Genomic DNA, 26,037 nt, shown 5'->3' with positions numbered 1-26,037 from the left:
CGTAGGAGCGGCCCCCGGCCGCGACGCAGCCACTGGTCATTGCTTCGCAGTCGCACCGGGCGGGTCCTGCGCATCGCCGCCGCTCGGCTGCCCATGGACCACTTCCCTAAACCGCTGGAAGACGACATAGAGCATGGGGATCAGGAAGATACCCAGGAGCGAGGCGGCCAACATGCCACCGAAGACGGCAGTGCCGACGGCGCGCTGACTGGCCTGACCGGCACCGCTGGCAATGATCAGCGGAATCAGGCCGAGGATGAAGGCGAAGCTGGTCATAAGCACCGCACGGATACGCATATGGGCGGCCGTGCTGGCGGCCTCCAGGATGGACTTGCCATGGCGGCGCTGCTCCATGGCGAATTCGACTATAAGAATGGCGTTCTTACTCGCCAGTCCAATCAGCACTACCAGGCCCACCTGGGCATAGAGGTCGTTGGGCAGCCCAGTGACCCGCAGGGCGATCATGGCGCCGAGTATGCCGACCGTGACCGAGAGCAGCACCACCGCGGGCATGGACCAACTCTCATAGAGGCCCACCAGGAAGAGATAGGCGAACAGGACCGCCAGCCCGAGCACCAGCACGGTTTTGCCGCCGGCTTCCTTCTCCTGCAGGGCGGTGCCGGTCCACTCATAACCGAAACCGCTCGGCAGGGTCGTGGCAGAGAGGTCTTCCATGGCGGCCAGGGCATCGCCGGTCGAGCGGCCCGGGGCCGGTTCCCCCTGGATGCTGACGCTGCGATAGTTGTTGTAGCGTTTGATCAATTGGGGGCCAAGGAGGAGCTTGGGCGCCATCAGTGCGCGGATCGGCACCATGTCACCCTGGCTATTGCGTACATGGATGCGATAAACGTCCTCGAAGCGGTTGCGGTCCTTGGTGTCGCCCTGGATCTTGACCTGCCAGATACGGCCGAATTTATTGAAGTCATTGACATAGTAGCCGCCCAGGGTCGCCTGCAGGGCGGTGAAGATGTCGCTGATGCTCACGCCCAGGGTCTGGGCCTTTTCCCGGTCGATATCGAGGAAGACCTGGGGGTTGTTGGTCGACCAGGTGGAGTAGACATTTTGCAGGTGGGGGTCCTGATTGGCGGCGACGACCAGCGCGCGCATCGCCGCCGCCAGTTCTTCGGGCGTGCGGCCCTGCAAGTCCTGGAGTTGGTACTGGAACCCGCTGCCGGTACCCAGCCCGACGATCGCTGGCAGATTGAACGGCATGATCATGGCGCCCGGGATAGCGTTGGTCTGGGCCTGGACGCGGGCAATGGCCGCATCGACCGTCAGGTCCGCCATGGTGCGCTCCGCAAAGGGTTTGAGGCGGGCAATGGCAAAGCCGGCGTTGGACTCCACGGCGCTATCGATGATGCTAAAGCCTGGGATACCCAGTACATGGGCCACCGCAGGATCGGACTTGATGATGTGCTCGACCTGCTTGACCACCTCCAGGGTGCGATTCAAGGAGGCCCCCTGGGGGAGTTGGATCTCCACCATGAAGGCGCCCTGATCTTCGACCGGCAGGAAACCGGTGGGGGTGGCCTTGAACAACCACCCGGTGCTGAGGCTAATCCCAATAATCAGCACCACCACCAGCATGGCGACGCGCACCAGGCGCTTGACGATGCCGGCGTAGCCGTCGCGCACGGCGTCGATCCCATTCAAGACCCGCCCCATGACGCCGCGTCGCTGGTGGCTGGGCTTGAGCAACACCGCGCACAGGGCCGGTGACAAGGTCAGTGCATTGACCGCCGAGATCAGCATGGAGAAGGCGACCACGGCGGCGAATTGCGCAAAGATCTGGCCGGTGATACCGGGGATGAAGGCGACCGGCACGAAGACGGAGAGCAGCACCAGGGTAATGGCGAAGATGGGGCCGGCGATCTGTCCCATCGCCTTCTTGGCCGCCTCCCGGGGGGGAAGCTGGTCTTCCTCCATGATGCGCTCGACGTTCTCCACCACCACAATCGCATCGTCCACCACGATGCCGATGGCCAGCACCACGGCCAGCAGCGAGACGGTATTGGCCGAAAAGCCGAGCGCGAACAGAAAGATGAAGGAACCCACCAGGGCCACCGGCACGGCGACCAGGGGGATCAGGGCGGCCCGCCAACTGCCCAGAAAAAGGAACACGACGACGATCACCAGCGCGAATGCCTCCAACAGCGTATGGACCACCTTCTCCAGGCTCGCGTTGACAAAATCGGTGGTGTCATAGACCAACCGGTACTTGAGTCCTTCCGGGAAACGCTGCTCCAGGTCCGCCATGGCCGCCGCGACCCCCTGCGCCACCTTGATGGCGTTGGCCCCCGGGGAGAGATAGATCGCCACACCGGCGGAGGGCGCCCCATCCAGTCGGCTCATGGAGTCCAACGTCTTGGCGCCCAACTCGACCCGGCCCAGGTCCTTCACCCGCACGGTGGAGCCATCCGGGTTGGCGCGCACCACGATGGACTCGAACTCCTTGGCCTCCGAGAGCCGTCCTTTGGTCTGGAGGGTGATCTGGAATTGGGCGTCGTTGGACATCGGCTGGGCGCCGATGCGCCCGACCGCCGCCTGGATGTTCTGGCTCTGGATCGCCGTCATGACATCCGACGGCGTGATACCGAGCGCGGTCAGACGCGCCGAGTCGAGCCAGATGCGCATGCTGTAATCCAGGGCACCGAACTGGCTGACCTGGCCGACCCCAGGTATGCGTGCCAGGGTATCGATGACATTGATCTTGGCATAATTGCTCAGGAATAACGCGTCATAGGTACTCTGTGGGGAGTACAGGGCCACGACCTGGAGCATGGCGGTGGACTGTTTCTGCACCGTGAGGCCCGCGCGCGTCACCTCCTGCGGTAGCTGGGACGAGGCCAGGCTGACCCGATTCTGCACGTTGACCGTGTTGATATCGGGGTCGGTACCCAGGGCAAAGGTGACATTGAGCGTATAGCTGCCGTCGTTGCCGCTGGTCGAGCTCATATAGAGCATGTTGCTCACGCCATTGACCTGGGCCTCGATGGGTTGGGCCACGGTGGACTCCACCACTGAGGCGCTGGCGCCGCTGTAGCTGCCGCTCACCTGCACCTGGGGCGGGACGATATCCGGGAGCTGGGCGAGCGGGATGGCCGTGATGGCGATGAGCCCGGCGAGCAGAATGACGACCGAGATGACAATCGAGAGCCGTGGGCGGTCGATGAATACATCCGAGATCATGGTGCCACCGTGCCCGCGGGCTGTGCGGTTGCGGTCTGCGCCGGGGCGGTCGTCACCACCACGCCGGGCCGGACCTTCTGGATCCCCTCGGTGATCACCAGATCGCCCACGGACAAGCCTTTGCTCACCACCACCTCTGCGCCCACCGTCGCGCCGGTCTCGATCCGCCGCACCTCGACCTTGTGTTCAGCGGTCACGATCAGCACGGAGGTCCCCTGCTGATCCATCTGCAGGGCCGACTGGGGCACCAGGATCGCCATGGTCGGGGTATCGTCCTGGACCAGGACGCCGACATACTGACCATCCACCAGGAGCCCCTTGGGATTGGGGAAGACCGCGCGCAGCGTCACGGTGTCGGTCCCCCGGTCGGTGGTCACGTCGATGAAATTGAGCTTGCCCTTCTGCGGATAGAGCGAATCGTCCGAGAGGCGGGCCAGCACCACCACCTTGGAGGGGTCGCCGCCCCCCGCCTCGATGTCGCGGCGCGCCTCCAAGAGTTCGCGCTGGGTCACGGGGAACTGCACGTCGATCGGGTCACTGCTCACGATGGTGGCCAGCATGCCGCTGGACGGGCCGACCAGCGTGCCAACGCTGTACTTGGAAAGCCCGATCCGCCCGGCCACCGGGGCAAGGATACGGGTGTAGTTGAGGTCCAGCTTGGCCGCGTCCAGGGCCGCCTGGGCTTGGGCGATGCCGGCCTTGGCGATGGATTGGGCCGCCTGGAGTTTGTCCACCTCGGACTGGGCGATATTCTTCTGCTTGACCAACTCCAAGCCGCGGGCCAACTGGGCGCGGGCGTTTTGCTCGTCGGCCACGGCCTTGGCCAGGTCCGCCTCGCGCTGGGTCACCACCGCCTGATACTGGTCCGGCTCGATCACAAACAACAGCTCTCCGACCTTGACCTGCTGGCCCTCGGCGAACGCACGCTCCTTCAGAAACCCCTGGACCCGCGCCTGGAGTTCCACCCGCTCGGGCGCCACCACCCGGCCGACGAACTGCCCCTGCTCCTCCACCGCACCCTGCGTGGCGGCCACCACCACCACGGCGGGAGGGGGTGCGGCGGCGGCCGGCCCCTGGGAGGTCTCAGCGCCACAGCCACCGAGCAGGAGCAGCGCGACGGTGACGGCCAGGTCCAGCCCCGGCGCGCAGCGCCGCGGCAGGGAGGAGGGAGACAAGCGAGGTGGCATGGGCGGTATCCGTGGGTGGGGATGGCCCGGCTATTCTAATGCCCGGTCCGTGGCGGCGCGACCCGCCCGCGTACTCGCCGGCTGAGGGGCGCCGACCGGCACGCCGCCTTGCAAATCCAGCCGCACCGCCAATTTACTAAACTTTACTGGCTCGTCAGCCGCCAACTGGTCCATAGTAGCCAACGAGACAGCGGGGCCAGGGCATATCCAGGTAGCGTCGACCCCGATTCATCGCGCGGTTGGAGCGACCGCGGTCAGCCGGATGGGGCGCCGGGTTCGCGGTAGAATATCGCCGTGATCGCCCGCCGCGACGGGGACCCTAAGAGGCGTGGGTCCATACACAGTCTGCCGGTCTCGATCCGGCCTCCCGCCAGCGGGCACACGCAACAACAACAGGCCGGGGCAACAGCATGAACGGGGCAATGAGCGATTCATCAGACGTCATCCTGGTCGTGGACGACGACGAGAGCATGCGGCGCATCCTCCAGTTGGTCCTGCAGCGCGCCGGCTTTCGGGTCATCACCGCGCAGGACGCCGGCGAGGGACTGTGTCTGGCGCGGACCTGCGGTCCAAGTCTGGCCATCCTCGACTATCGCCTGCCCGATATGACTGGCCTGGACATGCTGCGTCGCCTCAAGGTCGCGAGCCCGCACCTGCCGGTGATCCTGCTGACCGGCTTCGCCGACCTGGCCGGGGCGGTGACCGCGATCAAGGAAGGCGCCTTCGAGTATCTCGCCAAGCCATTTGATAACCAGGGATTGTTGAGCAAGGTGCGGGAGGCGCTGGCCTACGGCCAGGAGCCCCCCGCCGCCCCGGGCGGCGATTGTGGGTTGCGTGAGCGCATGGGCGCCAGCCCAGCGATCACCCGCACCATTGAGGACGTGGAGCGGGTGGCACCCACTGACTTCGCCGTGAGCCTGTTCGGCGAGACCGGCGCCGGCAAGGAGGTGGTGGCCCGCGCCGTTCACGACCTGAGCCCGCGGGCCGGGCACCCGTTCGTCGCCGTCGACTGCGGCACGATCCCCGATTCGCTGATCGAAAACGAGTTATTCGGTCACGAACGCGGCGCCTTCACCGGTGCCGAGCGGCAGCAGCCAGGCAAGTTCGAGGCGGCCCATGGTGGGACCCTGTTCCTCGATGAGATCGGGAACCTGGCCTGGCCGGCCCAGGCGCGGCTGTTGCGCGTGCTCCAAGAGCGGGTCATCTACCGGGTGGGCGGGACCAAGCCGATCGCCGTGGACGTGCGCCTGATCTCCGCCAGCAACCAGGACCTGACCGAGGCGGTCAACAAGGGGACCTTCCGGGAGGACCTGCTCTATCGGCTGTGCGACTACCGGATCGCCATCCCGCCCCTGCGTACGCGAGAAGACGACATCCTGCACATCGCCGGTCAGTTTCTCGCCGAGGCCAATCGGGAACTGGGCAAGCAGGTCGGCAGCTTCACCGCGGAGGCGGCGGCGGCCCTCCTCGCCTACCCCTGGCCGGGCAATGTGCGTCAATTGCGCAGCGTCGTGCGCCGGGCGGTCCTGATCGCCAGTTATGCCATCGACACCCACCATCTGGCGCTGCCGGAGGGCGAATCCGAGCGGGCCTTGCCTGGCACTGCTGCAAGCACCAGCAGCCTGTACCAAATGGGCCTGTCACTCAAAGAGATTGTGCGCACGCGCATGGCCGATGTGGAGCGCCAGGTGCTGTTCGAGGCACTACAGCGCTCCCGCGGTAACAAGGCGGCGGTGGCGCGCATGCTCCAGGTGGACTACAAGACGGTTCACACCAAGCTCAAGACCTATGGTCTGGGGGCCTAGTCGGCGGCATGCGCGCGCTCTATGCGTTCTGTTTTGCGCCAGCATCCCTGGATCTGTCGGCCGACCTGGGACTTGACACCTGCGGCTGGGAGGACCCGGTCTATATCAGTCCCACGGCCGGCCTCAAGGCCATTCTGAGCAACTGCCCCGCGGAACGCTTTGCCGGCGACGAGGCCGAACAGCGGCTCGGCGACCTGGACTGGCTGCTGCCACGCGTCCAGGCCCACGACCGGGTGATCGCGCACGCGATGACCGCCACCACCGTCTTCCCGCTGCCCTTCGGCACCCTGTTCTCCTCCGTCACCGCGCTCGCGATGGAGGCCGCCCGGCGCCGCCACACCCTGCTCGAGTTTTTCAAGCGGATGGACGGGCGCGAGGAATGGGCGGTCAAGGTCTTGTTGGACCGCGACCGGGCGATCGCCGCGCGCCAGGCCGAGCTCTTTCCTGACAGCGTGGCCGCCCCCGTCGGCGGCCGTGGCTATCTCTTGGCGCAACGTCAGAAGGTCCAGGCCGAGCGGGCGTTGGGCCCCTGGCTGAGTGCGGTCGTCGCCGACCTCGACACCGCGCTGCGCGACTACAGCGAGGCGATCGTCACCCGCCCCGCACGCGATCCAGCCGTCGCGAACCGGGCCTGCCTGGTGGGGCCCGGAGGGGGCCAGGCATTGCGCGCGGCCCTTGACCGACTCGGCGCCCCCTACGTAGCACAGGGTTTGGAGCTACACTGTTCCGGTCCCTGGCCCCTTTACAGCTTTTGCGCTACACCATGACGGTCGACGCACGCCCCATGCTCCATTGTATCCTGCGCGATCGGCCGCGCGACGGCGCGCTACCAGACGGGCTGCGCGGCCTGGAAGTGGACGGCCTGATCGCGGTGGTGGCCGACGTAGACCCGCATCGGATTCGCACGGCCGACAGCACCCGGCTGCAAACCTATGCCGACCTGGTCGCCCAGATCCACCGCGCGACGCCCCTGATTCCAATGCGTTTCGGCTGCGTGCTTGGTTGCGATGACGCGGTACGCACACTGCTCGCCGGACACCGCGAGCGGCTGCTCGCCATGCTCGATCGACTGGACGATTGTGTGGAACTCGGCATCCGCCTGCTGCTCCCGACGCCCCCCGACGAGGACACCCCCGGCACCGCCGACGGCGGGGGGCGCGGGCCCGGTCACGGCCACCTCGCCGCGATCCGGCGGCGCCTCGACGCCGAGGCCCGCGCCACCGCCCACGCCGGGCAGGCGCGCGGCGCCATTGAGCGGGTCGTGGCGGGTCTTTACCGTGACCTACGCCAGGAATTCGGGCAGATCGGCGGGCGCTCCCTGCTCTCACTCTATTTCCTGGTCCCACGCGAACACAGTGAGGCCTTCGTCGAGGCCCTGCGGGCAGACCCCGCGGCCGTTCCGGGGGCGGGATTAATCACCGGCCCCTGGCCTCCCTATAATTTTGTAGGAGCGATTGATGATGACCTCCGGTCCCTGGCTTGAACCGGGCGTCGCCGATGGGGGCAACGCCCGCGAACCCTACGAGAACCTGTTTCGGACGCTCTTCGACGCCATCCCGTCATCGATCCTGCTCGTCGACAGCCGGCTGCGCATTGCCATGGCCAATCGCAATTTCCTGCAGAAGGGCAATCGCACCCCCCGCGACACGATCGGCCACCGCTTTGAGGATGTCTTTCCGCCGACTATCGTCGAGCGCACCCGTATCCTCGACTGCGTGCGCCGCGTCTTTGAGCGCAACGAGCAAAGCCCATCGCAGCGCATGACCTTCCGCGCCCCCGGCGTGCCGATGCGCACCTATTATTTTCGTGCCCTGCCATTCAATTGGAACGATCAGGTCCAATACGCCCTGTTTCTGATGGAAGACATCACCGAGCAGGTCCGCTTGAGCCAGGATATCCAGCGGGTTGAGCGCCACCTTGCAAGCGTGGTGGAGAGCGCCAGCGACATCCTGCTCTCCACCGACAACCGCGGCCGTATCCTCAGTTGGAACAAGGCGGCAGAGCGGCTCACCGGGTATCAGGCGTGCGAGGCCATCGGACGGCGTCTACCCGAATTTTTCGCCCCCGCCGACCGGCCGGATATCGAACAGGCACTCGTCGGTGGTCCGGCACTGGCCGCCAGTCGCGCCGCCGAGTGGGAATTGACCACGCTGTCCGAGGAGCGTATCTCGGTCTCCTGGACGCTGGCACCCATGCTCAATGCCGACGGCGAGACCACGGGCATGGTCGCCGCCGGACGGGACCTCACCGAGCGCCATCGGCTGGAGGCCCAGTTGCTCCAATCGCAAAAGCTCGCCGCCCTGGGCGTGATGGCCGGCGGCATTGCCCACGAGATCCGCAACCCACTGGCGGTCTGCTCGTCCGCCGCCCAGTTCCTGCTCGATGAGGACCTGGCACCCGAATTGCGCCTGGAGTGCGTGCAAAAGACCATCGCCGGGGTTCATAAGGCGTCCGAGATCATCGAGAATCTGCTGCGCTTCGCCCGCCCGGCGGACGCCGCCGGCGCCGCGGGCGCCGACAAGATGACCCGCATCGACACGGTCGCGCTGCTCACCCAGGCGCTGTCGGTGGTCAACCACCAGGCGCGGCTCAATCAACTCGATGTCGAGACCCGGTTCTGTGAGCAGCCGCTGTGGGTGCGCGGGGTACCGAGCCTGCTGGAGCAGGCCTTCATCAACATTCTGCTCAATGCCATCGCCGCCATGCCCAATGGCGGCCTGCTGACCCTGACCCTGGATCGCGACGGCGATCAGGTCCTGGTGCATGTCATCGACACCGGGGTGGGCATCGATGCCGCCGACATCAGCAAGATCTTCGATCCCTTCTATACGCGCTCCTCAGCCAAGGGCACCGGGCTCGGCCTCTCGATCTGCTATACCATCATCCAGCAGCATCACGGACGCATTGAGGTCGAGAGCGCACCCGGGATCGGCACCCGTTTCCGTGTCCATTTGCCGCTGGCATTATGAGTCCTCCCGCTGACGCGGCAATTGAGGTGAGCGCCGAGGGTACGCCAGCGACGCCGGCCTTTCTCACCGTCGATGATGAACCGGACATTAACTGGATACTCGGGCGCCTGATCGCCCGCCGGGGCTTCCCGGTGCATCACGCACTCTGCGCCCAAGAGGCGATCGACCTCAGCCGCCAGACCCCCTACCGTGCCGTCTTCGTCGACGCCAAGCTCCCGGATATCGCCGGTCTGGTCCTCATCAAGCACCTGCGCGACCTCCTGGACGATCCATTCATCGTCTTGATTTCCGGATTTTTCTTTGCCGACGACCCGGCGGTCGACCAGGCCCTGCAAAGCGGCCTGATCCAGGGCTTCGTCGCCAAGCCCTTCCTCCACGCGGAGATTCTGGCCCTGATCGACCGGATCGCGGCCACCTGGTCGGAGTGACCCTAGCCCGCATGGCTCACGCCAAGGCGCCAAGCTCGCCAAGGTTTTTCAGTGCGTTATCAGCGTTAAGCGCCACCCGGCGGATGATCCGGTGACGTCCCCCTCCCGATTGTATTTCTTGGCGTGCTTGGCGCCTTGGCGTGAGACTCCTGAGAAAACCAAGCTAGCCCATCAAGTTCCCGGTGCCCGGTGCCCGGTGCCCGGTACGCTAGGGAGCCGATGCCAGAGATATGGAATGCATTCCATAACCCGGATTGGTCAACTCCCCACGACACCCGATCAGCGGCCAGACACCATGCCCCTGCCATCTGTTTTATAAGCAGTTATTAATTCGGGCACGTACCCACCGGCACTGGCACGCAGCGTGCATCACTACAGTCAAGCGACCACACCGGCAGGATGCCACCCCGAGAAGCACTGAACCAATCAACCATATTGAAAGGTACAGGCGATGTGATCGGTGAGGGCCGGTGCGAATGGAATCACGATTTGACTTGAGGCCCGGTAGGTCCGCTTCCGGCGCACGTTATGTGCATTTCTCATCTCTCAGAGGGTAAACAAAATGGCAAAAGTCGCCAACTCCACTGATTCCTCCAGTCTGGCCGAAGTTGTTGACCGCATCCTGGACAAGGGCATCGTGATCGATGCGTGGTTGAAGGTCTCTCTGGTCGGTATCGAGCTGCTCGCCGTCGAAGCCCGCGTGGTCATCGCCTCCGTCGAGACCTACCTGAAGTATGCCGAAGCGATCGGCCTCACCGCCCCGGCGGCGGCCCCGGCCTGATCGAGCTTCTAGCTCCAAAGGGATGCCGCTCCGATGCCCGAAGCATCGAACCTGAGCGGCATCTTTTGCCGGGTCAGGTGGCAAGCCGCGCCGAACCCGGCCTTACGGCTGCGCGGGGACCCGCCTACTCCAGGCCGACCTACCGCAACGTGATTACGAGGAGCAAGCAATGGGCCGTTTTACCGAAGACATGGGGCGACTGCGCGACGAGATCGAGTCGGATCGCATCGCCCGCCAAACCTTGATCGCGGACACCCGCCAGGAGGTCACGGAGTCCGCACAGGCCTTCATGAATAACCTGAAGAACAGCGTAGGAACGCTGCAGGCCGACTTCCGCGAAGCACATGCAGACATGGCCGAGAGTGCGCGCGCCGATCGCAACGCCTTCCTGGCCCGGCTGGGGGGTGCGGTAGCCGATATCCGCATCTCGGCGGCCAACCGCCAGGCCACCGTCCGTGAGGCACTCGCCTTGTCGGCCGCTGAGGCCCGCACCGAGCGGGCGCAGTCAGCGGCTGAAATGCGCAATGAGGTCGCCGACCTGCAAGACGGTTTCAAGCGTGCGCGTGGCGTCATGGCCGTCGAGGTACGGGCCGCGGGACAGGCGTTCGTCTCTGACATCGTCGGGGCCGTGGCCGACATCCAACGTCAGACCGCCGCGCTAGTCAATGACTATGCCGGTGAGCGTAGCGCCGGCCGCCAGGCCTGGGGCGGGGCAGCCCCGCAGCCGGCACTCGCGCCGACGCCGGTGCGGGCGAAGGCCGCAGTCGAGCCGGAGCCGGCCAAACCGGCACCGAAGGCCCGGCATAAGGGCGAGGCCAAGGCTGAGGCGCCGGTGAAAGCGGCGGAGAAGCCGGCCGAGAAACCCGCAGAGGAGATGCGGCCAGCCGCCCATCCCATGGGCGAGGAGTCCACGCAGCACTAGCAAGGCGGGCACGGAGCGTCGCGGACACCGCGAAACCGTTGACTGCTGCGCTGAAGGCCCCCATCTAATAGGGTCCAGGGACGGACCCCGACGCGGGACGCACGCGGACCAAACCAATCAGAATACAAACCATCGCGCGGGACCTGCGGCCGAATCGCGGCACCCTGCGCCCCTAATGCCAGGATAGAATCGATGAGCGCCCAGAACCTGGAACACGCCATGGAGGTTCCCGCGGTGAATAGTGACAACGTACAACCCGAAGCCAGCGAGGAGTTCGTCTGTACCCCGCTCGTGGAGAGTTTGGCCGATCGCGCAGCCGCGTATCTCGACGCCGGTTACCCGGTTCATCTGGCGGGTCCCGCCGGCACCGGCAAGACCACCCTCGCCTTCCACGCCGCGGCCAAGCGTGGGCGCCCGGTCAAATTGATCCATGGCAACGACGAGTTCGGCGTGGCCGATCTGGTCGGCCAGGACAACGGCTACCGACGCAACACCTTGGTCGATAACTACATCCACTCGGTCGTCAAGACCGAGGAAGAGGTGCGGACCTTCTGGATCGACAACCGGGTCACCACCGCCTGTATCAACGGCGAGACCCTGATCTACGACGAGTTCAACCGCTCCCGTCCGGAGGTCAACAACCTCTTTCTCAGTATACTGGGCGAGGGCATCCTGAACCTGCCCAACCGGCGCCATCAGGGCGCGGGTTATCTCCAGGTCCACCCCGAGTTCCGGGTGATCTTCACCTCCAATCCGGAGGAGTACGCGGGCACCCACAAGACCCAGGATGCCCTGATGGACCGCATGATCACCATGAAGATCAACCACTATGACCGGGAGACCGAGATCAAGGTCACCCAGGCCAAGTCCGGTCTGCCGGCCAGCGAGGCGGCCATCGTGGTGGATATCGTGCGCGAGTTACGCGGCCAAAGCGTCAACCATCATCGCCCGACACTGCGCGCCTGTATCGCCATTGCGCGCGTCATGGCCACCCGCAAGTTCAGCGCCCGCTCAGACAACCTCTTTTTCCGTGACATCTGCCGCGATATCCTTGACATGGACACCGCCAAGGTCCGTCGCGACGGCAACAGCCTGGGCGAATCGCCGGTGGATGAAGTCGTCGCGCGCCTGAGCAGCGGCAAGTCGCGGCGCCCCAAAGCGGTCGGCACGGAGAACTGAGATGGCCAATCGCGCCCAACCGGCACGCACGGTTCGCGACATCAAGACGCTCGCGGGCAAGGCCGATGACCTGCACACGCCACACAAGATGTACATGCGCCTGTTTTCACTGGAGACGGAGCGCCATCGGCGGTTGCAGGAGCGGGCCAGCGCGATGCTGCGGGTGACCAACATCGATGCGCGGTGTGCCGAGATCGACATCGAAAAAGAACAACTGCTGAACCTTCTCGGTGTAGAGTCTATCCCGCTGACGATGCCCGGCGATGCGGGCGGTTCGCGCTCCGCTGGCGGCCGCCCGTCGCGGGCCGTACCGCGCCCTGACCCGCGGCGCGCTCGGGCCCGTGGCGACCAAGCGACGCCGGAGACCGAGGCAGTCAGCTCCGAACCCGTTAGAATCCGTTACTAGCCGCCGCCGACGGAGGCGCGACATAATGATTATTCATTGCATGTACTGTGGTCACACCATCGATCTCAGCGAGGCCTATGACGATTATCAGGGCCCCGTGCGCTGCGCGGTGTGCAAGAGCCTGATGATGGTCCGGGTCGAGAACGGGCAACTGCGCGGCATGGACGCGGGCCCCGCGGCCGCGGCCCCAGCGGCCCCCAAGGCGGCCGCCCCAGCCGCCCCCAAGGCCGCCACCGCCAAGGCCGCACCACCGGCAGCGCTCAAGGCACGCCCCGCTAGTCCCGATTAAGGCGACAAACCGGCAAGCGCCAGGCGAAACCAGGCACGGCCCACGGCCAGTACCGGAGCAAGAGGTCAAGCAATGCAACAGGCGAACACGCAGACCGCGGCGGTCGGGCGCTACATCTATGCGATCATCCCCGATCAAGGCCGCCGTAGTTTGGGTAACATCGGACTGGAGGACAGCGAGGTCTACAGCATGGGCGACGGGCGCGTCGCCGCGGTCGTCAGCGACCTGGCTGACGGACGCATACGCCCGCAGCGGCGTAACATGGCCGCACACCAGGAGGTGTTGAAGCAGCTGCTGCACGACCTGACCCCGCTGCCGGCCGCCTTCGGCCTGGTCGCGGACGACGACGCCGCCATCGCGCGAATACTCAAAGACAATCGGGCGGCCTTCCTGGACCAGTTGGCGCGGGTGAACGATAAAATTGAGATGGGCCTGCGGGTGAATTGGGACGTCCCCAACATCTTCGAGTACTTCGTCGGCGGTCACCCTGAGCTGCGGGAACTGCGCGACGACTACTTCCGCGACGGCGCAAACCTCACCCAGGACGAAATGATCACACTCGGACGCAGCTTTGAGCGCCTGCTCGAGCAGGACCGGGAGGCCTATACCGATCAGGTCGAGGCCGTGATGCGCAGTTGTTGCCGCGAGATCAAACGCAACAAGTGCCGCACCGAAAAGGAGATTATGAACCTGGCATGCCTGGTGGACCGGGCCGACGTGAAGCGATTCGAGCAGGCGGTGCTGGCGGCAGCGCGCCCCTTCGACAACAACTACGCCTTTGATTTCAACGGGCCTTGGGCGCCCCACAACTTCGTGGAGATGGATATCCAACTGTGAGTGCCCCGCCCCTCACGCGATGACATACAGGCCGGCGCCGCAGGGCAGCCGGCCACCCCCATTGGAGGTTTTCCGTGTTGCTGGTCGATGACCTGCTGGCCGCTCCCATTAATGGAATTCTCTGGGTCTTTCGCGAGATCGAGAATGCGGCCAAAGAAGAACAACGCTCGCGGCGCGACGCGATCATGGCATCCTTGAGCGCGCTGTATATCTCGCTGGAGCAAGGCGAGATCACCGAGGAGGTCTTCGACGCCCGCGAACAGTCACTGCTGGACGATCTCGACGCACTGGATGCCCAGGCCGATGCCGAGGGTTCCGAGGACGATGAGGATGAGGATGAGGATGACGAAGAGGACGACGACGAGGGCGACGGAGTGCATGTGTCCCGTACCGTTCTGCCCGATCGCTCGGAGCCGGGAGGGTCCCAATCATGATGCTCGCGATCGGTGAGACCCATGACAGCGCCGAGACCTTCGAGGAACTCCAGCGCGTCTCCCTGTGCGAGGCATTAGACCGCATCCTCAACAAGGGTGCCGTGGTGTCCGGCGAACTGACCATCGCCGTCGCCAATGTCGACCTACTCTATCTCAGCCTGCAATTGGTCCTCACCTCGGTGGCCACCGCGCGGCGGGAGTTCGGTCATGTCTAGCCTGAACCAACTCCACCATACACCGACAGCGGCACCGGTGAAGCCTCACGCGGCACCGCCACCAACCGAGCCCCAGACGGACCCAAGCGAGCCCGCACGCCCAATCAACCTGCTGGCAGACCTGCTGGAGACCAAAGTCGCCGCCACCAGTCGGCGCATCGACATCGATCCGCAACGCGTCCAACAGGGTCTTGGCCAGTTGGTGTTGACCCTGGTCAAGTTGCTCCATGTGCTGCTGGAGCGCCAGGCGATCCGGCGCATGGACGGGGGCGACCTGAGCGACGAGGAGATCGAGCAGGTAGGCCTGACCCTGATGCGTCAGACCGAGGAGATCGACCGCCTGCGCCGCCTATTCGACCTTGAGGAGGAGGATTTGAACCTCGACCTCGGTCCGCTCGGAAAGCTTTTTTGAGGACGTCACCATGTCCGTACAACGCGCCACACTCACCCATTCGACCAACAGTACCAGTGTCGCTGACCTGTTGGAGCGGGTCCTGGACAAGGGCATCGTCATCGCGGGCGACATCCGCATCAAGTTGGTGGACATCGAGTTGCTCACCATCCAGTTACGCCTGGTCATCTGCTCCGTCGACAAGGCGCGCGAGATGGGCATCGACTGGTGGTCGGACAACGCCATGTTCAAGGGCCTGACCAACAAGGACGCCACCGGCGCCCTGCCCGCCCCCGAAGCCACGCCCGCGGCTATCCCCACGTCGCAAACCGCGGCGCTGGAGGATCGCCTGGCCCGGCTGGAGTCGCTGCTGCTGAAACAAACCGCCGCCGCCGAGGCCCCTGCCTCGCGGTAGGCCAACACCCATGCCCGGACACGCCGAACCGGATCCGCAGAGGGCCTCCCACGCGCTCACCGCTCCGCGCACCCTGATCTATTGCCCCATCATCCACAGTGTCGTGGACCTGGGGGCCTTGGGTAAGCCGGTGCAGACCGCCACCAGTACCGCGCTGGGCGCGGAGGCCTGGCGGCGGCGCGTCCACACGGTTGACCAGATGTGGGGCGAGATCGAGCGTCTGATCGGGGACATAGAGCTTGACCCCGCCCGCACCCGGCTCTATCAGGACGGTCTGCCGATCTGCGAACACGAACTCGATATCGTCAAGGAGATGACCTACAAGGGCAGCCGCAACCATCGCATCCTGCTGCGCCTGCACACGCGGGGCGCCCAGTTGATGGGAACCGAGTCGGCCCCGCTGTTGCTCCAGGAATACAACCTGGCCAAACGCCTGTTGAGCCCGGACCAGGGGGGCCTGGACAGCGACGGACGCGACGCATTGCAGATGCATGCGCGCGAGCTACTCAAGGCCCGCGACCGCTTCATCGCCGATCGGATCAACGCGACCCTGGCCCCCGGGGACTTAGGAATCCTGTTTTTAGGGATGCTCCACGACATCACGCCCTGGCTGGACCCGGACATCCAGGTCGCCTATCCGCTGGGCACCCCGGTCGGGTCGGACACGGTCGCCCCCCGCGCGGAGGGCGACGTGGACGCCTGACCCTGGCCGGCGGCCCGCCCCAGAACGGCGGGCAGTTGGCGACGACCGGCGCGGACGCGGTCACATTTGCCAGGCCGGCCACTCGCGGCCAATCACGCACAAGAGGTAAACGCGCATGTTCAACCACAGCAACAACCGTCGGAATCAGGCTGGATCGGTCGAAGGCTTCCTCGGCGGGCTCACCACGCTGGTCGAGAAGCTCGGCGAACTGGCCGAGAAGGGCGAGCAGATGAAGCGCGAGGGCAACTTCGAGCTCGAGGGGAAGGACGGAAAGAAATTCAATGGCATGTATGGATTCACCGTCCGCTCCGGCATCGGCGGCGACCGCGACGAGGTCAAGGTAGAACCCTTCGGCAACATCAAACGCGACAAGGTCACGGGCAAGGCGGTGGTCCAAGAGGTCCGCGAACCCATCATCGATATCTTCGACGAGCCGGATCAGGTGGTGCTGGTCGCCGAAATGCCGGGAATCGCCGCCAATGAGGTCCTCGCCGAGGTGGCCGAGGACATCCTGACGCTGCGCGCCGGCAAGGGCGAACGCTCCTATTACAAGGAGGTCGTCCTCCCCGCCCACTGCACCAGCGAGGGTCTCGCCATCACCTGCAACAACGGGGTGGTGGAGATCAAGTGCCCCAAGGTTGCAGGCGATGCCAAACAAGGATAAGCACATGAGCGAGCACGGCGAATTGAGGCTGAAGGTCTCGGAGGCCCTAAGCAAGGACGTGGGGCGCGCCTTCGCGCGCATGGACCCGGCCGATATGGCCCGCCTGGGCGTGGCCATCGGCGACATCGTGGAGATCGAGGGCAAGCGCCGGGCCGTGGCCAAGGTGCTGCCGGCCTTCAAGGAGATCCGCGGTCAGGGCCGGGTACAGCTCGACGGCATCAGCCGCGACAACGCCGGGGCCGGGCTCGACGAGTTTGTGATGATCCGGGTGACTGAACACAGTCCGGCGGAGCGCCTCACGCTCGCCCCCACTACCGTCACCCCCAGCGAGCGCGACCTACCCTACATCGGCAGCCTGTTGGACGGCCTGCCGGTACGCGAGGGCGACCGGGTGCGGGTCACGCTGTTCGGCAGCCGCTCCACCGACTTCCGGGTGGTCGGCACCAGCCCGCGCGGCACCGTCATCATCAACCCGACCACCCAACTGGTGATCAGCGGACCCAAGGGCCAGAAGGGTGCCGCCGCCTCCGCCGCTCCGAACCCTGTGTCCTACGAGGACATCGGCGGTCTCAAGCCGCAACTCCAGCGCATCCGCGAGATGATCGAGCTGCCGCTGCGCTATCCGGAGCTGTTTGAGCGGCTCGGCATCGACGCCCCCAAGGGGGTGATGATGTACGGCCCGCCCGGGTGCGGCAAGACCCTGATCGCCCGCACCATCGCCGCCGAGGCGGAGGCCAACTTCTTCTCGGTCAGCGGGCCGGAGATCATCCATAAGTTCTACGGCGAGAGCGAGGCGCACCTGCGCAAGATCTTCCAGGAGGCGGCGGCCAAGGGGCCGAGCATCATCTTCCTGGACGAGATCGATGCCATTGCCCCCAAGCGCGAAGGCACCTTGGGCGAGGTGGAGAAGCGCGTGGTGGCCCAGTTGCTGGCCCTCATGGACGGGCTCAACGCGCGCCAGAACCTAATCGTCATCGCCGCCACCAACATCCCCAACAGCATCGACCCGGCGTTGCGACGGCCTGGGCGCTTCGACCGCGAGATCGAGATCCCCATCCCGGATCGCGACGGACGCCTGGAGATCCTGGAGATCCACAGCCGCGGCATGCCGCTGGCCGAGGACGTCAGCATGCGCCAACTGGCGGACGTGACCCACGGCTTCGTGGGCGCGGACCTCCAAGGGCTGTGCCGCGAGGCGGCCATGAGCTGTCTGCGGCGCCTGATGCCGGAGTTGGACCTGGGTCTGGACACGGTGCCCTACGAGCGCCTGGCCCAGCTCGAAGTACGCATGGACGACTTCCGCGACGCACTGCATGAGGTGGAGCCGTCCGCGGTCCGCGAGTTCTTCATCGAGATCCCCAACGTCAAGTGGGAGGACGTCGGCGGCCTGCACGAGACCAAGGCCCTCCTGCGCGAGGCCGTGACCTGGCCGCTCAAATACCCGCACCTGTTCGAGCAGGCCGGCGTGCGCCCGCCCAAGGGCATCCTGCTGGACGGACCGCCCGGCTGCGGCAAGACCATGCTGGCCAAGGCGGTCGCCAATGAGACCCAGGTCAATGTGATCTCGGTCAAGGGTCCGGCCCTGATGTCCAAATATGTGGGCGAGTCCGAGCGCGGCGTGCGCGAGATCTTCCACAAGGCCCGCCAGGCCGCCCCCTGCATCATGTTCTTCGACGAGATCGATGCACTGGTCCCGGCCCGTGGCGGCAGCGGCAGCGACAACCCGGTCGGCGAGCGGGTGTTGAGTCAGTTCCTGTCCGAAATGGACGGCATCGAAGACCTGCGCGGCGTACTGGTGCTGGGCGCCACCAACCGGGCGGACATGCTGGACCCAGCCATCTTGCGACCCGGACGCTTCGATGAGATCATCCGTATTCCCCTCCCGGACGACGAGGGGCGTCAGGAGATCTTCAAGGTCCATCTCAAGGGCAAGCCGGTCACCGGCGACATCGACGTGGCCGCCCTGGTCAAGGCCAGCGACGGCTTCAGCGGGGCCGAGGTCGCCGCCGTCTGCGCCCGTGCCGCGCTGGCAGCGGTACGGCGGGCCGTGGCCTCCTGCAGCGATGAGATGGACCCGAAGGACCTGGTGGTCGAGGTACTGATGTCCGATCTGACCGCTGCGCTGGAAGGAATCCGCATCCGCTGACGATCGTTTCAAGGTTCTCAGTCGGGGGGGACCTCACCGGCGCGTCCTGGAGCAATCCGGGGGGCGCCGGTTTTCGTTTGGGGGAACGGAAAAGAAAGTTGTCCGCAAGAGTGAACAGCGATTCCCGAGCGCCGGGACACTCGCGACGCGGGATCACTCTCTAACAAGACGCCTTGCACTCGTATATTGGAATGGATATAGTCCGACACATGAAACCGGTGCGATTCCTGGGCGATGCCCTCAAATGCCTCCGGGCCTTTCCGCGCGATGCCCGGCAAGACGCGGGGCGCCAACTTGACCTGGTCCAGCGAGGCTTGCCTCCCGATGACTTCAAACCCATGCCGACGATCGGCAAGGGTGTCGAGGAGATCCGAGTCTGGGATGACGCGGGCACCTTTCGCGTCATCTACACGGCGCGCCTGGCGGATGCCGTCTACGTCCTTCACGCATTCCAGAAAAAGACCCAAACCACCGCGAAGCGCGACATCGATATCGCCAAGGCGCGTTTCGCTCGACTGATACGGGGTGAGCAATGAGCAACCCAACCAACGAACAAGACATTCAGACCTTTGCCAGTGTGTGGGATGCTATCGCCGATACACCCGCAGAGGCCGCAAACCTGAAATTGCGTTCCGAACTGATGGATCAGATTGCCGCCATCGTCACCGAACATGGGTGGACCCAGAGCGAGGCGGCCACGCGTTGCGGAGTCACCCAGCCCCGCATGAATGACTTGCTGCGAGGGCGCATCTCTCGCTTCTCGCTTGATGCCCTGGTAAACATCGCGGCTGTACTCGGCCTGCGTGTTCAGGTCCGGCTCGAGGCGGCGTGATTTCCAGGTCGTCGTCTCTCATGCCATTGTTCGAGAATTTCTGCCAGGCCAAACGATAATTCGAGCCTGCCCTCCTTGTCGTGCAGAAATCTGCGCCAGACCGAGCGAAAAGCCGTGACGTCGGGCGCCTGCCCCGTCATCCTGCTTCCTAAGCTAGAAGCTTCAGCATAAAGCCTCCCATCGCGCGAACCTGGTCTGTCAGGTGCTCGGGGAAAGCGATCATACAGCCCCGACGAGGTCCGGCCATACCCTCCCAAGGCACAAAAACCCCGTCCCGCCAACGACCGCACTTTCGTATCCTCCCGCATTTCATGAAAAATCGACTCACCCAGGTCCATATCCGGAATTTTCGCGCCATTGCCGGACCGGTCGACATCAATCTGGCGCCTATTACTATTCTCTATGGGCCGAACTCTGCGGGTAAAAGCGCTGTATACGGAGTGATCGATCTCGTTGGTCGCTTATGCTCGCATGGTGATGCGACATTCCAGGACAACGAAGATTTGCTACGCGCGATGCGTAATCATGATTATACCCAGACAATGACGATTGGACTATCAGGGAAATTCTATGAGTTTGATTATTGCCGCACCAATAATTCCGGTCAAATCGCCGAGTTTGCTCGAACACTAGAAGAAAACCTACCCCGCCTTGCGTGGTACCTCTTTCAGCGAACCCAGCAAATGAACCAGCCGCATCGCGAGAACAATCCAATAGATATACGTGTGGACTGGTCAGTAAATTACCTAGACGAGCGCTGGGATTCCGGCGCTGGTCGGCTTCATGAAACGCGCCGCGGGCCGTGCGCTTATCCCGTGGAAATAAGCATCAATGGGGCGTTATTGGCCACGATTACCCGGGATACGCTAAAATTTAACCTGATCCATCCGGTCATCGCAATCGCCAATAAAGATCTTCAAGATCATAGCGAGAGCTTACCGAGCCTCATCGAGCGATTATTCGGCCCCGATCCTGAAGCTATACGCATGCACGAGAACACTCTCAGCGTATCCTTATGGCATTATTTTGATAACGGCTTTCTTGATCTTCAAGGTGGACTCCCAGGCAACCCAACAACCGCCGATCAAATTCTTTTATTGCTTGCACGCACAGTGATTCGCGCGCTAATAATGGTGCCCTTGCAATACATTGCGTCATCGGCACTCGACTTCACCCACATTGGGCCTGTCCGGAAAATGCCAACTGACAAAGACCTGACCTTCTTGTCAGCCAGTCCTGACGGAGACTCTTTCGAGATATATGCCGATCTTAGTCATTCCGAGTGGTCCTGGCGTGACGGTGGTCAAGCATGGAAAGAACTCGCAGACAGCAGATACAATCAGTCACTAATAACCCTTGTCAACGATTGGCTGAATGCGCCTCAACGACTGAATTTGAAGCACAGAATTTGCGTTTCCCATTCAGACGTACGTAAACCCGGCACCGACCATTGCAACCAGATAGCCGCGAGCGGACAACGCCCTGCATCCACTGTCCCAGATCGCATCACATTCATAAACCTACATGAAGATGGGCTGAACGAGCAGGTGAGTGTCAGCAATGTCGGCGCCGGCATTCCACAGCTCGTTCCGGTGCTCACTGCCGGCTTCTTGAAGGAGCAAATCTTCATCGAACAACCGGAACTGCATCTGCACCCAAGCCTTCAGACCGAGATCGCCGACTATTTCATCAGCCGGTACAACAGCGCAGAAACGTCATTTGTGATCGAATCGCACAGCGAATTTCTTGCCCTTCGGCTTCTACGGCGCATCCGGGAGACCAGCGTGGCGGATATAAGACACCGGGAATTTCAACTGGAACCCGACCAAGTTGCTTTCTATTATTTTAATCCAACCACTGAGGGCACGAACATCGTGCATCTGCGGGTATCGGCTGAAGGCGAGTTCATTGACCGATGGCCACGAGGCTTCTTTGCCGAGCGCGAAGTGGAGTTATTTGGCGAAGATGATTAAGAAATTCGCCGTTCAGCCGAGCGCATTGACCCGTTGGGAAGATTTCCGTTATGTCATGGAAAAACTCAGCTTCGCCCAAGGCCGGGTCTTGGTTCGCTTCCCGAAATCCTGGTCCCGCGCGCTACTCGATTCACTGGATGTCGGGGACATCGAGCGGATGAAGTTTGTGGAGAGGCTGAAGAAATACAAAGAAGACCGGATGGTATCGTCGCGGATGCCTTATGACAGTTCGCTCGACTGGATAACCAATGCCGAACGCTCCGAGCCATCTGCATTCGACCGAATTATCGTCCAGGAACAAAAACAAAGGACAGCCAACGGCGTGGCATTTGCCCCAGTCGGAGACGTAGACGAGGATTTTTTCGAAACGGCACGCGAAATCCGCTGCATGAACAATGCAGAGAACCTTACCCAGGCCGGCGCGGTCTTCCTCCATGAAAGCTCAGACGCCGCGATCGTTGACCCCTATTTCCGCGCGGGAAGCCCCGGTTACTTGAGCGTTCTTTGCCGACTTGCAGAGCTGGCGCTGGACGCCGGCAAGTGCAAGACTTTTCATGTGTATACAAAGTCAGACTACTGCGCGAAGGACGGCGGATCGAACGCCCGCGACAACTTTGAGAAGCGCCTCAGTCGCCGATCCTTGAGCGGCTTTCGCGTCTTCTTTTATTTCGTTGACGGCACAAGCTCCGACCAGTCGTTCCATGCAAGGTATTTATTGACCAGCAAGGGTGGACTGCGCTACGACAAAGGCTTCGATGCGCCACCTGAGCCACAGTTGGTGGACATTTCGATTATCGACAAGGACCTCCACGCCAAGTTGTATTCATTGTATTTAGAGCAGACTCATGAGTTTAGTATAGCCGATTCCTGGGAATGGCGATTTTAGTCTGCGTCAGGGATTTCGTCATCAGGTTTTGGAGATGGGGTATGCCTTGCCCATCACATCGATCGCGAGACCGTGTTCATCAACATGAGTAACGAGTATGTCAACGCAACTGTTCACACGTTTTCGTCCCGCAATCGTCGGGTATCAGAAAGGCAATACCCGCCAAGAGGGCGCCGGCTAAGTCTTGCCGAATGAGTTCCTGCTTGAACGTGATGGCGACCTCTCCATATACTATGTCCCATCCGATTATGTGAACCCCGATGCGAAAGTGATTCTACTCGGGATCACTCCTGGACTGACCCAGGCTGTAAATGCGATCGAGTCCGCGCAAACCGCCCTGGCGCAAGGGTGTTCGGATCAGGAGGCACTGGTGGGAGTACAACGCGCTGCCGGGTTCAGTGGAAAGATGCGGGGACCTTTGGTTGAGATGCTTGATGCGGTCGGCCTACAGAGACGCCTGGGCATCGAAAGCGCGGCAGCGCTGTTCGACGCAAAGGCCAATTGGTTGCAGGCCGCCTCAGCCCTTGTGTTTCCGGTTTTTGTCAACGGAGCCAACTACAATGGCGCGCCTACCATGACGCGTCACCCCCTGTTGACCAAGATGCTGACATCACACCTCGTCCCACTCATCAAGACATTGGCGCACGCCATCGTCATCCCGCTGGGACCCAAGCCGACCCTGGCACTGGATTGGGTCGCGCAGACCCACGGAATCCGCCCCGCCATGGTCCTGCGGGGGCTCCCTCATCCATCCGGCGCCAACGCCGAACGGATCGCCTATTTCCTCGGACGCAAGCCGCGCAACAATCTATCGGTAAAGACGGGCCCCGACAAGCTCGATGACGCAAAGCGCCAGATTATCGAACTGCTGAAGGCGTGAACAAGCGCGTATCCTATATGAAAACTTATCTACTGACTTGGAATCCCGACGATTACTCCTGGGACGACTTGCCGGATATGATAGAGAAATGTCGCCAGGGCATTCCCCATGAAAGACGCTGGAGCTGTGGAAATCGCAAGACGTTCCCCATTGGCTCGCGCGTGTTCATACTGCGACAGGGGATTGAACCAAAGGGGATTATTGGATCAGGCTGGATCAGCAAAGAACCGTTCCTTTGCGAGCATCGAGATCCCAAGCTTGCAAAGATAGGAACGCTGCAGCGATGTATCGCCTTCAAACCCGATGTCCTGTTAAATCCGGACGTTCAGCCGCTTCTTGATCCGCGCCTTCACCGGATCGGCCCGCTCGCTCAGTTTCCCATGAATACCGCAGCAGGGGGGATTGATATCTCCGATTGCGCGACAGCCGTGGCTGAGCAATGGCAGAAACATCTGGTCACACACGGACTTCTATTGGCCAGCGCGGATACTGAATTATCGGCCTTCGAGGGCATAACTCGCTCAATGTTCTTGACTCATCGCTCGCGAGAAAGGGCCTTACGCCACGCAAAGCTTGCTGACGTCAAGAGGAGGAATCTCGACGGACGGATTCGCTGTGCAGTTGCAGGCTGCGGATTTGACTTTCAAGAAAGGTATGGAAACGTTGGCGCCGATTTCGCACACGTACATCACCTCCGCCCACTTTCTGAATCCTTAAGCCCCATACTGACTCGACTCGAAGACCTCGCCGTGGTTTGTGCAAACTGCCATGCGATGATTCATAGGGGCGGCGAATGCAGACCGATCGAGACGCTTATCACGCGCAAAGAGAACAACGCCTAACCCAGCCATAACACTAGGTGGTTAACATGCAAATCACATTAGACCTTCCCGATCAGTTGGCAGAGAAGTTGGCTGCCCTCCCTGACCCGCGTCGATTCGTCATTGATCTCCTGGCCGAATCCTTGACCGGCGGCCTGAGTCAAGATGAATGGTGGGTGCTGTTAGAAGATATCGAAGGGGTCGCAGTAGATACCGGCGTCACAGACCTCGCCGAGCGACATGACCATTACCTCGGCGCGATTTAATGAAAACGATTCTCGTCGACACCGCCGCTCTCGTTGCGCTCGGCAACAAGGATGATCAATGGCACGCACAAGCGGTTAAGGTCAGCCGTCAGCTCACGTTGACGGGGTGCCGTTTCGTCACCACCGAGGCGGTTCTGCTTGAGGTCGGAAACACCTTCAGCCGAGCCCAATTTAAGGGCGTGGCGCTGCGGTTGATCGAGACGGCCCGCCAATCGCCTCGTTGGCGTTGTCTTCCGCTCGACTCGCGCTTATTAGAAAATGGGCTGACGCTGTTCAGGAAAATGGCGGACAAGGATTGGAGCCTTACGGACTCGATCAGCATCGTCGTCGCATCCGATCTTGGCATCGCGCAGGTCTTCACCACCGATCACCATTTCACCCAGGCGGGTTTCACGATTCTGCTACGACACTCATCCTGAGTGCAGCAGGCGTCGGTGCGGGCAGAGATGTCGTGCAGGGCGTAGGTGAACTGCGGCACGAATGGGGCCAACCCCGACGGCAAGGGTGCAACCAACTCGTGAAATGTAGCGCAACAGTTGCAGCAAGGTCCAGTGCTCGGGGCTACTTTTGTGCTCAAACAGCAGGTACAGGTTCAAGCGTCCGTCGCCATACCTCAGGCGATAGACCAAGTCGGAGTAGACCGAGCGCAGGTCGGTCGAGACGTAGTACCCAATTCCACCTTATCTTGCATACCGACCCCAACGGGGTCGAAGATACCAGCCCAGGGCAACGCCCTGGGTTAACGTCGTATTTGGCCTAGCCCTGAAAGGTCGTGACATAACGGCGGGGCTCCTTATGTAACGCCCTTTCAGGGCCGGGGTCTGTGATTACGTGATACCCAGGGCGTTGCCCTGGGCTGGTATGTCGCGCCCCTTCGGGGCTTGAGTAGGCGCAAGATTAGGCGGGGCGGTGTCGTAGGTGTCTTTTGATATCTCCAAGGTAATCAAAGCCTCAGTCGAGTGCCGCCGGCCAAAACTCCGGATTCATGATTTGGTCGAACGTCCAGGTACAGGATTGCTGGAAATCGCCTAACCCGGTTTCCCTTGCCGCTTGCGAGATCGCATCGCCCCATACGACCTCCCACCATTCAGCATCACCGAGTTTAGCCTTCAAACTTGGGACATGCTTAAGATGTAACGCAATCGCCTTGCGCTGATGAACGACGGCGATTTCCCAACTAGCGCCTCGCCGCTGTGGTTGAAGCTGCCACTTGAGCAGGTGGGCCACGAGTATGGCCATCCGATTTGCCAATTCGCGTTGTTCGCTCTTGCCCACGTCTTCGATCTCATCGGCGATGTGCTCGATATCCAGGGCCTCGAAACGCCAGGCGCGCAGCAACCGGGCCTGTTCGTTGGCCCAAGCCATGACGTCGTGGTCGTAACTGATTGCAGCACGCATTCTGTCTCCTATTGGTCGTTG

At 62.7% G+C, this 26,037-nt stretch carries 30 protein-coding genes; 26 read left to right on the top strand and 4 right to left on the bottom strand.

Annotation, left to right across the window (positions count from 1 at the left end):
• Positions 1-36 precede the first annotated feature (36 nt).
• Both QZX93_RS25995 and QZX93_RS25990 read right to left on the bottom strand, forming a co-directional pair.
• Positions 37-3,189 (bottom strand): multidrug efflux RND transporter permease subunit, encoded by a 3,153-nt coding sequence (locus tag QZX93_RS25995; protein WP_295389019.1) that lies wholly within the window; start codon positions 3,187-3,189, stop codon positions 37-39.
• Positions 3,186-4,376 carry an efflux RND transporter periplasmic adaptor subunit gene (locus QZX93_RS25990; RefSeq protein ID WP_295389018.1) on the bottom strand — a complete coding sequence of 397 codons (1,191 nt, stop codon included), beginning with the start codon at positions 4,374-4,376 and terminating at the stop codon, positions 3,186-3,188. The genes QZX93_RS25995 and QZX93_RS25990 overlap by 4 nt, the downstream gene beginning before the upstream one ends.
• 422 nt (positions 4,377-4,798) lie before the next feature.
• Here QZX93_RS25990 and QZX93_RS25985 point away from each other — a divergent pair, with 422 nt between their 5' ends.
• The 26 genes from QZX93_RS25985 to QZX93_RS25860 all read left to right on the top strand — a co-directional run bounded on the left by QZX93_RS25985 (position 4,799) and on the right by QZX93_RS25860 (position 25,037).
• Positions 4,799-6,181, top strand: coding sequence for a sigma-54 dependent transcriptional regulator (locus QZX93_RS25985; protein ID WP_295389017.1), 1,383 nt, complete (start codon positions 4,799-4,801; stop codon positions 6,179-6,181).
• 8 nt (positions 6,182-6,189) lie between these two features.
• On the top strand, positions 6,190-6,948 hold the full coding sequence (locus QZX93_RS25980) for a GvpL/GvpF family gas vesicle protein (protein ID WP_295389016.1): 759 nt from the start codon (positions 6,190-6,192) through the stop codon (positions 6,946-6,948).
• The gene (locus QZX93_RS25975) at positions 6,945-7,664 is read left to right on the top strand and encodes a GvpL/GvpF family gas vesicle protein (protein WP_295389015.1); all 720 of its coding nucleotides are present in this window, start codon (positions 6,945-6,947) and stop codon (positions 7,662-7,664) included. The genes QZX93_RS25980 and QZX93_RS25975 overlap by 4 nt, the downstream gene beginning before the upstream one ends.
• Entirely contained in the window at positions 7,639-9,150 is a 1,512-nt protein-coding gene (locus QZX93_RS25970; RefSeq protein ID WP_295389014.1) for a PAS domain-containing protein, read from the top strand. Before QZX93_RS25975 ends, QZX93_RS25970 begins: the two co-directional genes overlap by 26 nt.
• Positions 9,147-9,578 carry a response regulator gene (locus tag QZX93_RS25965; protein WP_295389013.1) on the top strand — a complete coding sequence of 144 codons (432 nt, stop codon included), beginning with the start codon at positions 9,147-9,149 and terminating at the stop codon, positions 9,576-9,578. The genes QZX93_RS25970 and QZX93_RS25965 overlap by 4 nt, the downstream gene beginning before the upstream one ends.
• Before the next feature lie 562 nt (positions 9,579-10,140).
• Positions 10,141-10,359, top strand: a complete 219-nt coding sequence (gene gvpA / locus QZX93_RS25960; protein WP_020503491.1) for a gas vesicle structural protein GvpA — start codon at positions 10,141-10,143, stop codon at positions 10,357-10,359.
• A 169-nt stretch (positions 10,360-10,528) separates the two neighbouring features.
• Positions 10,529-11,281, top strand: a complete 753-nt coding sequence (locus tag QZX93_RS25955; protein ID WP_295389012.1) for a hypothetical protein — start codon at positions 10,529-10,531, stop codon at positions 11,279-11,281.
• A 192-nt stretch (positions 11,282-11,473) separates the two neighbouring features.
• Positions 11,474-12,460, top strand: coding sequence for a gas vesicle protein GvpN (gene gvpN / locus QZX93_RS25950; protein ID WP_295389011.1), 987 nt, complete (start codon positions 11,474-11,476; stop codon positions 12,458-12,460).
• Position 12,461: 1 nt separating this feature from the next.
• Entirely contained in the window at positions 12,462-12,866 is a 405-nt protein-coding gene (locus QZX93_RS25945) for a hypothetical protein (protein ID WP_295389010.1), read from the top strand.
• 25 nt (positions 12,867-12,891) lie between these two features.
• A complete protein-coding gene (locus QZX93_RS25940; protein ID WP_295389009.1) occupies positions 12,892-13,155 on the top strand; it encodes a hypothetical protein in 264 nt (87 codons plus the stop codon).
• A gap of 72 nt (positions 13,156-13,227) precedes the next feature.
• Positions 13,228-13,992 (top strand): GvpL/GvpF family gas vesicle protein, encoded by a 765-nt coding sequence (locus QZX93_RS25935; protein ID WP_295389008.1) that lies wholly within the window; start codon positions 13,228-13,230, stop codon positions 13,990-13,992.
• 74 nt (positions 13,993-14,066) lie between these two features.
• Complete coding sequence (locus QZX93_RS25930; RefSeq protein WP_295389007.1) at positions 14,067-14,426, top strand: gas vesicle protein GvpG; 360 nt, start codon at positions 14,067-14,069, stop codon at positions 14,424-14,426.
• Positions 14,423-14,641 carry a gas vesicle protein gene (locus tag QZX93_RS25925; protein ID WP_295389006.1) on the top strand — a complete coding sequence of 73 codons (219 nt, stop codon included), beginning with the start codon at positions 14,423-14,425 and terminating at the stop codon, positions 14,639-14,641. The genes QZX93_RS25930 and QZX93_RS25925 overlap by 4 nt, the downstream gene beginning before the upstream one ends.
• Positions 14,634-15,053 carry a gas vesicle protein K gene (locus QZX93_RS25920; protein WP_295389005.1) on the top strand — a complete coding sequence of 140 codons (420 nt, stop codon included), beginning with the start codon at positions 14,634-14,636 and terminating at the stop codon, positions 15,051-15,053. Before QZX93_RS25925 ends, QZX93_RS25920 begins: the two co-directional genes overlap by 8 nt.
• Positions 15,054-15,063: 10 nt before the next feature.
• Entirely contained in the window at positions 15,064-15,447 is a 384-nt protein-coding gene (locus QZX93_RS25915) for a gas vesicle protein (RefSeq protein ID WP_295389004.1), read from the top strand.
• 10 nt (positions 15,448-15,457) lie between these two features.
• Positions 15,458-16,150 carry a hypothetical protein gene (locus QZX93_RS25910; protein WP_295389003.1) on the top strand — a complete coding sequence of 231 codons (693 nt, stop codon included), beginning with the start codon at positions 15,458-15,460 and terminating at the stop codon, positions 16,148-16,150.
• A 115-nt stretch (positions 16,151-16,265) separates the two neighbouring features.
• Positions 16,266-16,814 (top strand): gas vesicle protein GvpH, encoded by a 549-nt coding sequence (gvpH, locus tag QZX93_RS25905; protein ID WP_295389002.1) that lies wholly within the window; start codon positions 16,266-16,268, stop codon positions 16,812-16,814.
• A 4-nt stretch (positions 16,815-16,818) separates the two neighbouring features.
• Positions 16,819-18,960, top strand: a complete 2,142-nt coding sequence (locus QZX93_RS25900; protein ID WP_295389001.1) for a CDC48 family AAA ATPase — start codon at positions 16,819-16,821, stop codon at positions 18,958-18,960.
• A 191-nt stretch (positions 18,961-19,151) separates the two neighbouring features.
• Positions 19,152-19,496: a type II toxin-antitoxin system RelE/ParE family toxin gene (locus tag QZX93_RS25895; RefSeq protein WP_366761250.1), complete on the top strand. Its 345-nt coding sequence runs from the start codon at positions 19,152-19,154 to the stop codon at positions 19,494-19,496.
• Positions 19,493-19,792 (top strand): XRE family transcriptional regulator, encoded by a 300-nt coding sequence (locus QZX93_RS25890; protein ID WP_295388999.1) that lies wholly within the window; start codon positions 19,493-19,495, stop codon positions 19,790-19,792. Before QZX93_RS25895 ends, QZX93_RS25890 begins: the two co-directional genes overlap by 4 nt.
• 311 nt (positions 19,793-20,103) lie before the next feature.
• Positions 20,104-21,765 carry an AAA family ATPase gene (locus QZX93_RS25885; RefSeq protein ID WP_295388998.1) on the top strand — a complete coding sequence of 554 codons (1,662 nt, stop codon included), beginning with the start codon at positions 20,104-20,106 and terminating at the stop codon, positions 21,763-21,765.
• On the top strand, positions 21,758-22,651 hold the full coding sequence (locus tag QZX93_RS25880) for a hypothetical protein (RefSeq protein ID WP_295388997.1): 894 nt from the start codon (positions 21,758-21,760) through the stop codon (positions 22,649-22,651). The genes QZX93_RS25885 and QZX93_RS25880 overlap by 8 nt, the downstream gene beginning before the upstream one ends.
• A 184-nt stretch (positions 22,652-22,835) precedes the next feature.
• A complete protein-coding gene (locus QZX93_RS25875) occupies positions 22,836-23,531 on the top strand; it encodes a hypothetical protein (protein WP_295388996.1) in 696 nt (231 codons plus the stop codon).
• The gene (locus QZX93_RS25870; protein ID WP_295388995.1) at positions 23,528-24,373 is read left to right on the top strand and encodes an HNH endonuclease; all 846 of its coding nucleotides are present in this window, start codon (positions 23,528-23,530) and stop codon (positions 24,371-24,373) included. The genes QZX93_RS25875 and QZX93_RS25870 overlap by 4 nt, the downstream gene beginning before the upstream one ends.
• A gap of 26 nt (positions 24,374-24,399) precedes the next feature.
• Complete coding sequence (locus tag QZX93_RS25865) at positions 24,400-24,618, top strand: hypothetical protein (protein ID WP_295388994.1); 219 nt, start codon at positions 24,400-24,402, stop codon at positions 24,616-24,618.
• Positions 24,618-25,037 carry a PIN domain-containing protein gene (locus tag QZX93_RS25860; RefSeq protein WP_295388993.1) on the top strand — a complete coding sequence of 140 codons (420 nt, stop codon included), beginning with the start codon at positions 24,618-24,620 and terminating at the stop codon, positions 25,035-25,037. The genes QZX93_RS25865 and QZX93_RS25860 overlap by 1 nt, the downstream gene beginning before the upstream one ends.
• On the opposite strand, the gene QZX93_RS27535 is transcribed toward QZX93_RS25860, so the two are convergent.
• Both QZX93_RS27535 and QZX93_RS25855 read right to left on the bottom strand, forming a co-directional pair.
• Positions 25,029-25,292 (bottom strand): Rpn family recombination-promoting nuclease/putative transposase, encoded by a 264-nt coding sequence (locus tag QZX93_RS27535; RefSeq protein WP_366761264.1) that lies wholly within the window; start codon positions 25,290-25,292, stop codon positions 25,029-25,031. The two genes, QZX93_RS25860 and QZX93_RS27535, sit on opposite strands and share 9 nt — an antisense overlap.
• A 277-nt stretch (positions 25,293-25,569) precedes the next feature.
• The gene (locus QZX93_RS25855; RefSeq protein ID WP_295388992.1) at positions 25,570-26,016 is read right to left on the bottom strand and encodes a DUF29 domain-containing protein; all 447 of its coding nucleotides are present in this window, start codon (positions 26,014-26,016) and stop codon (positions 25,570-25,572) included.
• Positions 26,017-26,037 lie beyond the last annotated feature (21 nt).

Origin of the sequence: uncultured Thiodictyon sp. (assembly GCF_903946935.1) — a bacterium.
In the GTDB taxonomy this organism is placed as follows: domain Bacteria; phylum Pseudomonadota; class Gammaproteobacteria; order Chromatiales; family Chromatiaceae; genus Thiodictyon.
This window is presented reverse-complemented; position numbering and strand designations above follow the sequence as displayed.

Excerpts from the sequence above, each read along its gene's own strand:
- QZX93_RS25915 (WP_295389004.1), top strand. The coding sequence starts at position 15,064 with ATGTCCGTACAACGCGCCACACTCACCCATTCGACCAACAGTACCAGT.
- QZX93_RS25860 (WP_295388993.1), top strand. The coding sequence starts at position 24,618 with ATGAAAACGATTCTCGTCGACACCGCCGCTCTCGTTGCGCTCGGCAAC.
- QZX93_RS25945 (WP_295389010.1), top strand. The coding sequence starts at position 12,462 with ATGGCCAATCGCGCCCAACCGGCACGCACGGTTCGCGACATCAAGACG.
- QZX93_RS25955 (WP_295389012.1), top strand. The coding sequence starts at position 10,529 with ATGGGCCGTTTTACCGAAGACATGGGGCGACTGCGCGACGAGATCGAG.
- QZX93_RS25865 (WP_295388994.1), top strand. The coding sequence starts at position 24,400 with ATGCAAATCACATTAGACCTTCCCGATCAGTTGGCAGAGAAGTTGGCT.
- QZX93_RS25855 (WP_295388992.1), bottom strand. The coding sequence starts at position 26,016 with ATGCGTGCTGCAATCAGTTACGACCACGACGTCATGGCTTGGGCCAAC.
- QZX93_RS25935 (WP_295389008.1), top strand. The coding sequence starts at position 13,228 with ATGCAACAGGCGAACACGCAGACCGCGGCGGTCGGGCGCTACATCTAT.
- QZX93_RS25990 (WP_295389018.1), bottom strand. The coding sequence starts at position 4,376 with ATGCCACCTCGCTTGTCTCCCTCCTCCCTGCCGCGGCGCTGCGCGCCG.
- QZX93_RS25940 (WP_295389009.1), top strand. The coding sequence starts at position 12,892 with ATGATTATTCATTGCATGTACTGTGGTCACACCATCGATCTCAGCGAG.
- gvpA (WP_020503491.1), top strand. The coding sequence starts at position 10,141 with ATGGCAAAAGTCGCCAACTCCACTGATTCCTCCAGTCTGGCCGAAGTT.
- QZX93_RS25880 (WP_295388997.1), top strand. The coding sequence starts at position 21,758 with ATGATTAAGAAATTCGCCGTTCAGCCGAGCGCATTGACCCGTTGGGAA.
- QZX93_RS25910 (WP_295389003.1), top strand. The coding sequence starts at position 15,458 with ATGCCCGGACACGCCGAACCGGATCCGCAGAGGGCCTCCCACGCGCTC.
- QZX93_RS25985 (WP_295389017.1), top strand. The coding sequence starts at position 4,799 with ATGAGCGATTCATCAGACGTCATCCTGGTCGTGGACGACGACGAGAGC.
- QZX93_RS25920 (WP_295389005.1), top strand. The coding sequence starts at position 14,634 with ATGTCTAGCCTGAACCAACTCCACCATACACCGACAGCGGCACCGGTG.
- QZX93_RS25975 (WP_295389015.1), top strand. The coding sequence starts at position 6,945 with ATGACGGTCGACGCACGCCCCATGCTCCATTGTATCCTGCGCGATCGG.
- QZX93_RS25895 (WP_366761250.1), top strand. The coding sequence starts at position 19,152 with ATGGATATAGTCCGACACATGAAACCGGTGCGATTCCTGGGCGATGCC.
- QZX93_RS25970 (WP_295389014.1), top strand. The coding sequence starts at position 7,639 with ATGATGACCTCCGGTCCCTGGCTTGAACCGGGCGTCGCCGATGGGGGC.
- QZX93_RS25925 (WP_295389006.1), top strand. The coding sequence starts at position 14,423 with ATGATGCTCGCGATCGGTGAGACCCATGACAGCGCCGAGACCTTCGAG.
- gvpH (WP_295389002.1), top strand. The coding sequence starts at position 16,266 with ATGTTCAACCACAGCAACAACCGTCGGAATCAGGCTGGATCGGTCGAA.
- QZX93_RS25965 (WP_295389013.1), top strand. The coding sequence starts at position 9,147 with ATGAGTCCTCCCGCTGACGCGGCAATTGAGGTGAGCGCCGAGGGTACG.
- QZX93_RS25980 (WP_295389016.1), top strand. The coding sequence starts at position 6,190 with ATGCGCGCGCTCTATGCGTTCTGTTTTGCGCCAGCATCCCTGGATCTG.
- QZX93_RS25900 (WP_295389001.1), top strand. The coding sequence starts at position 16,819 with ATGAGCGAGCACGGCGAATTGAGGCTGAAGGTCTCGGAGGCCCTAAGC.
- gvpN (WP_295389011.1), top strand. The coding sequence starts at position 11,474 with ATGAGCGCCCAGAACCTGGAACACGCCATGGAGGTTCCCGCGGTGAAT.
- QZX93_RS25885 (WP_295388998.1), top strand. The coding sequence starts at position 20,104 with ATGAAAAATCGACTCACCCAGGTCCATATCCGGAATTTTCGCGCCATT.
- QZX93_RS25995 (WP_295389019.1), bottom strand. The coding sequence starts at position 3,189 with ATGATCTCGGATGTATTCATCGACCGCCCACGGCTCTCGATTGTCATC.
- QZX93_RS25890 (WP_295388999.1), top strand. The coding sequence starts at position 19,493 with ATGAGCAACCCAACCAACGAACAAGACATTCAGACCTTTGCCAGTGTG.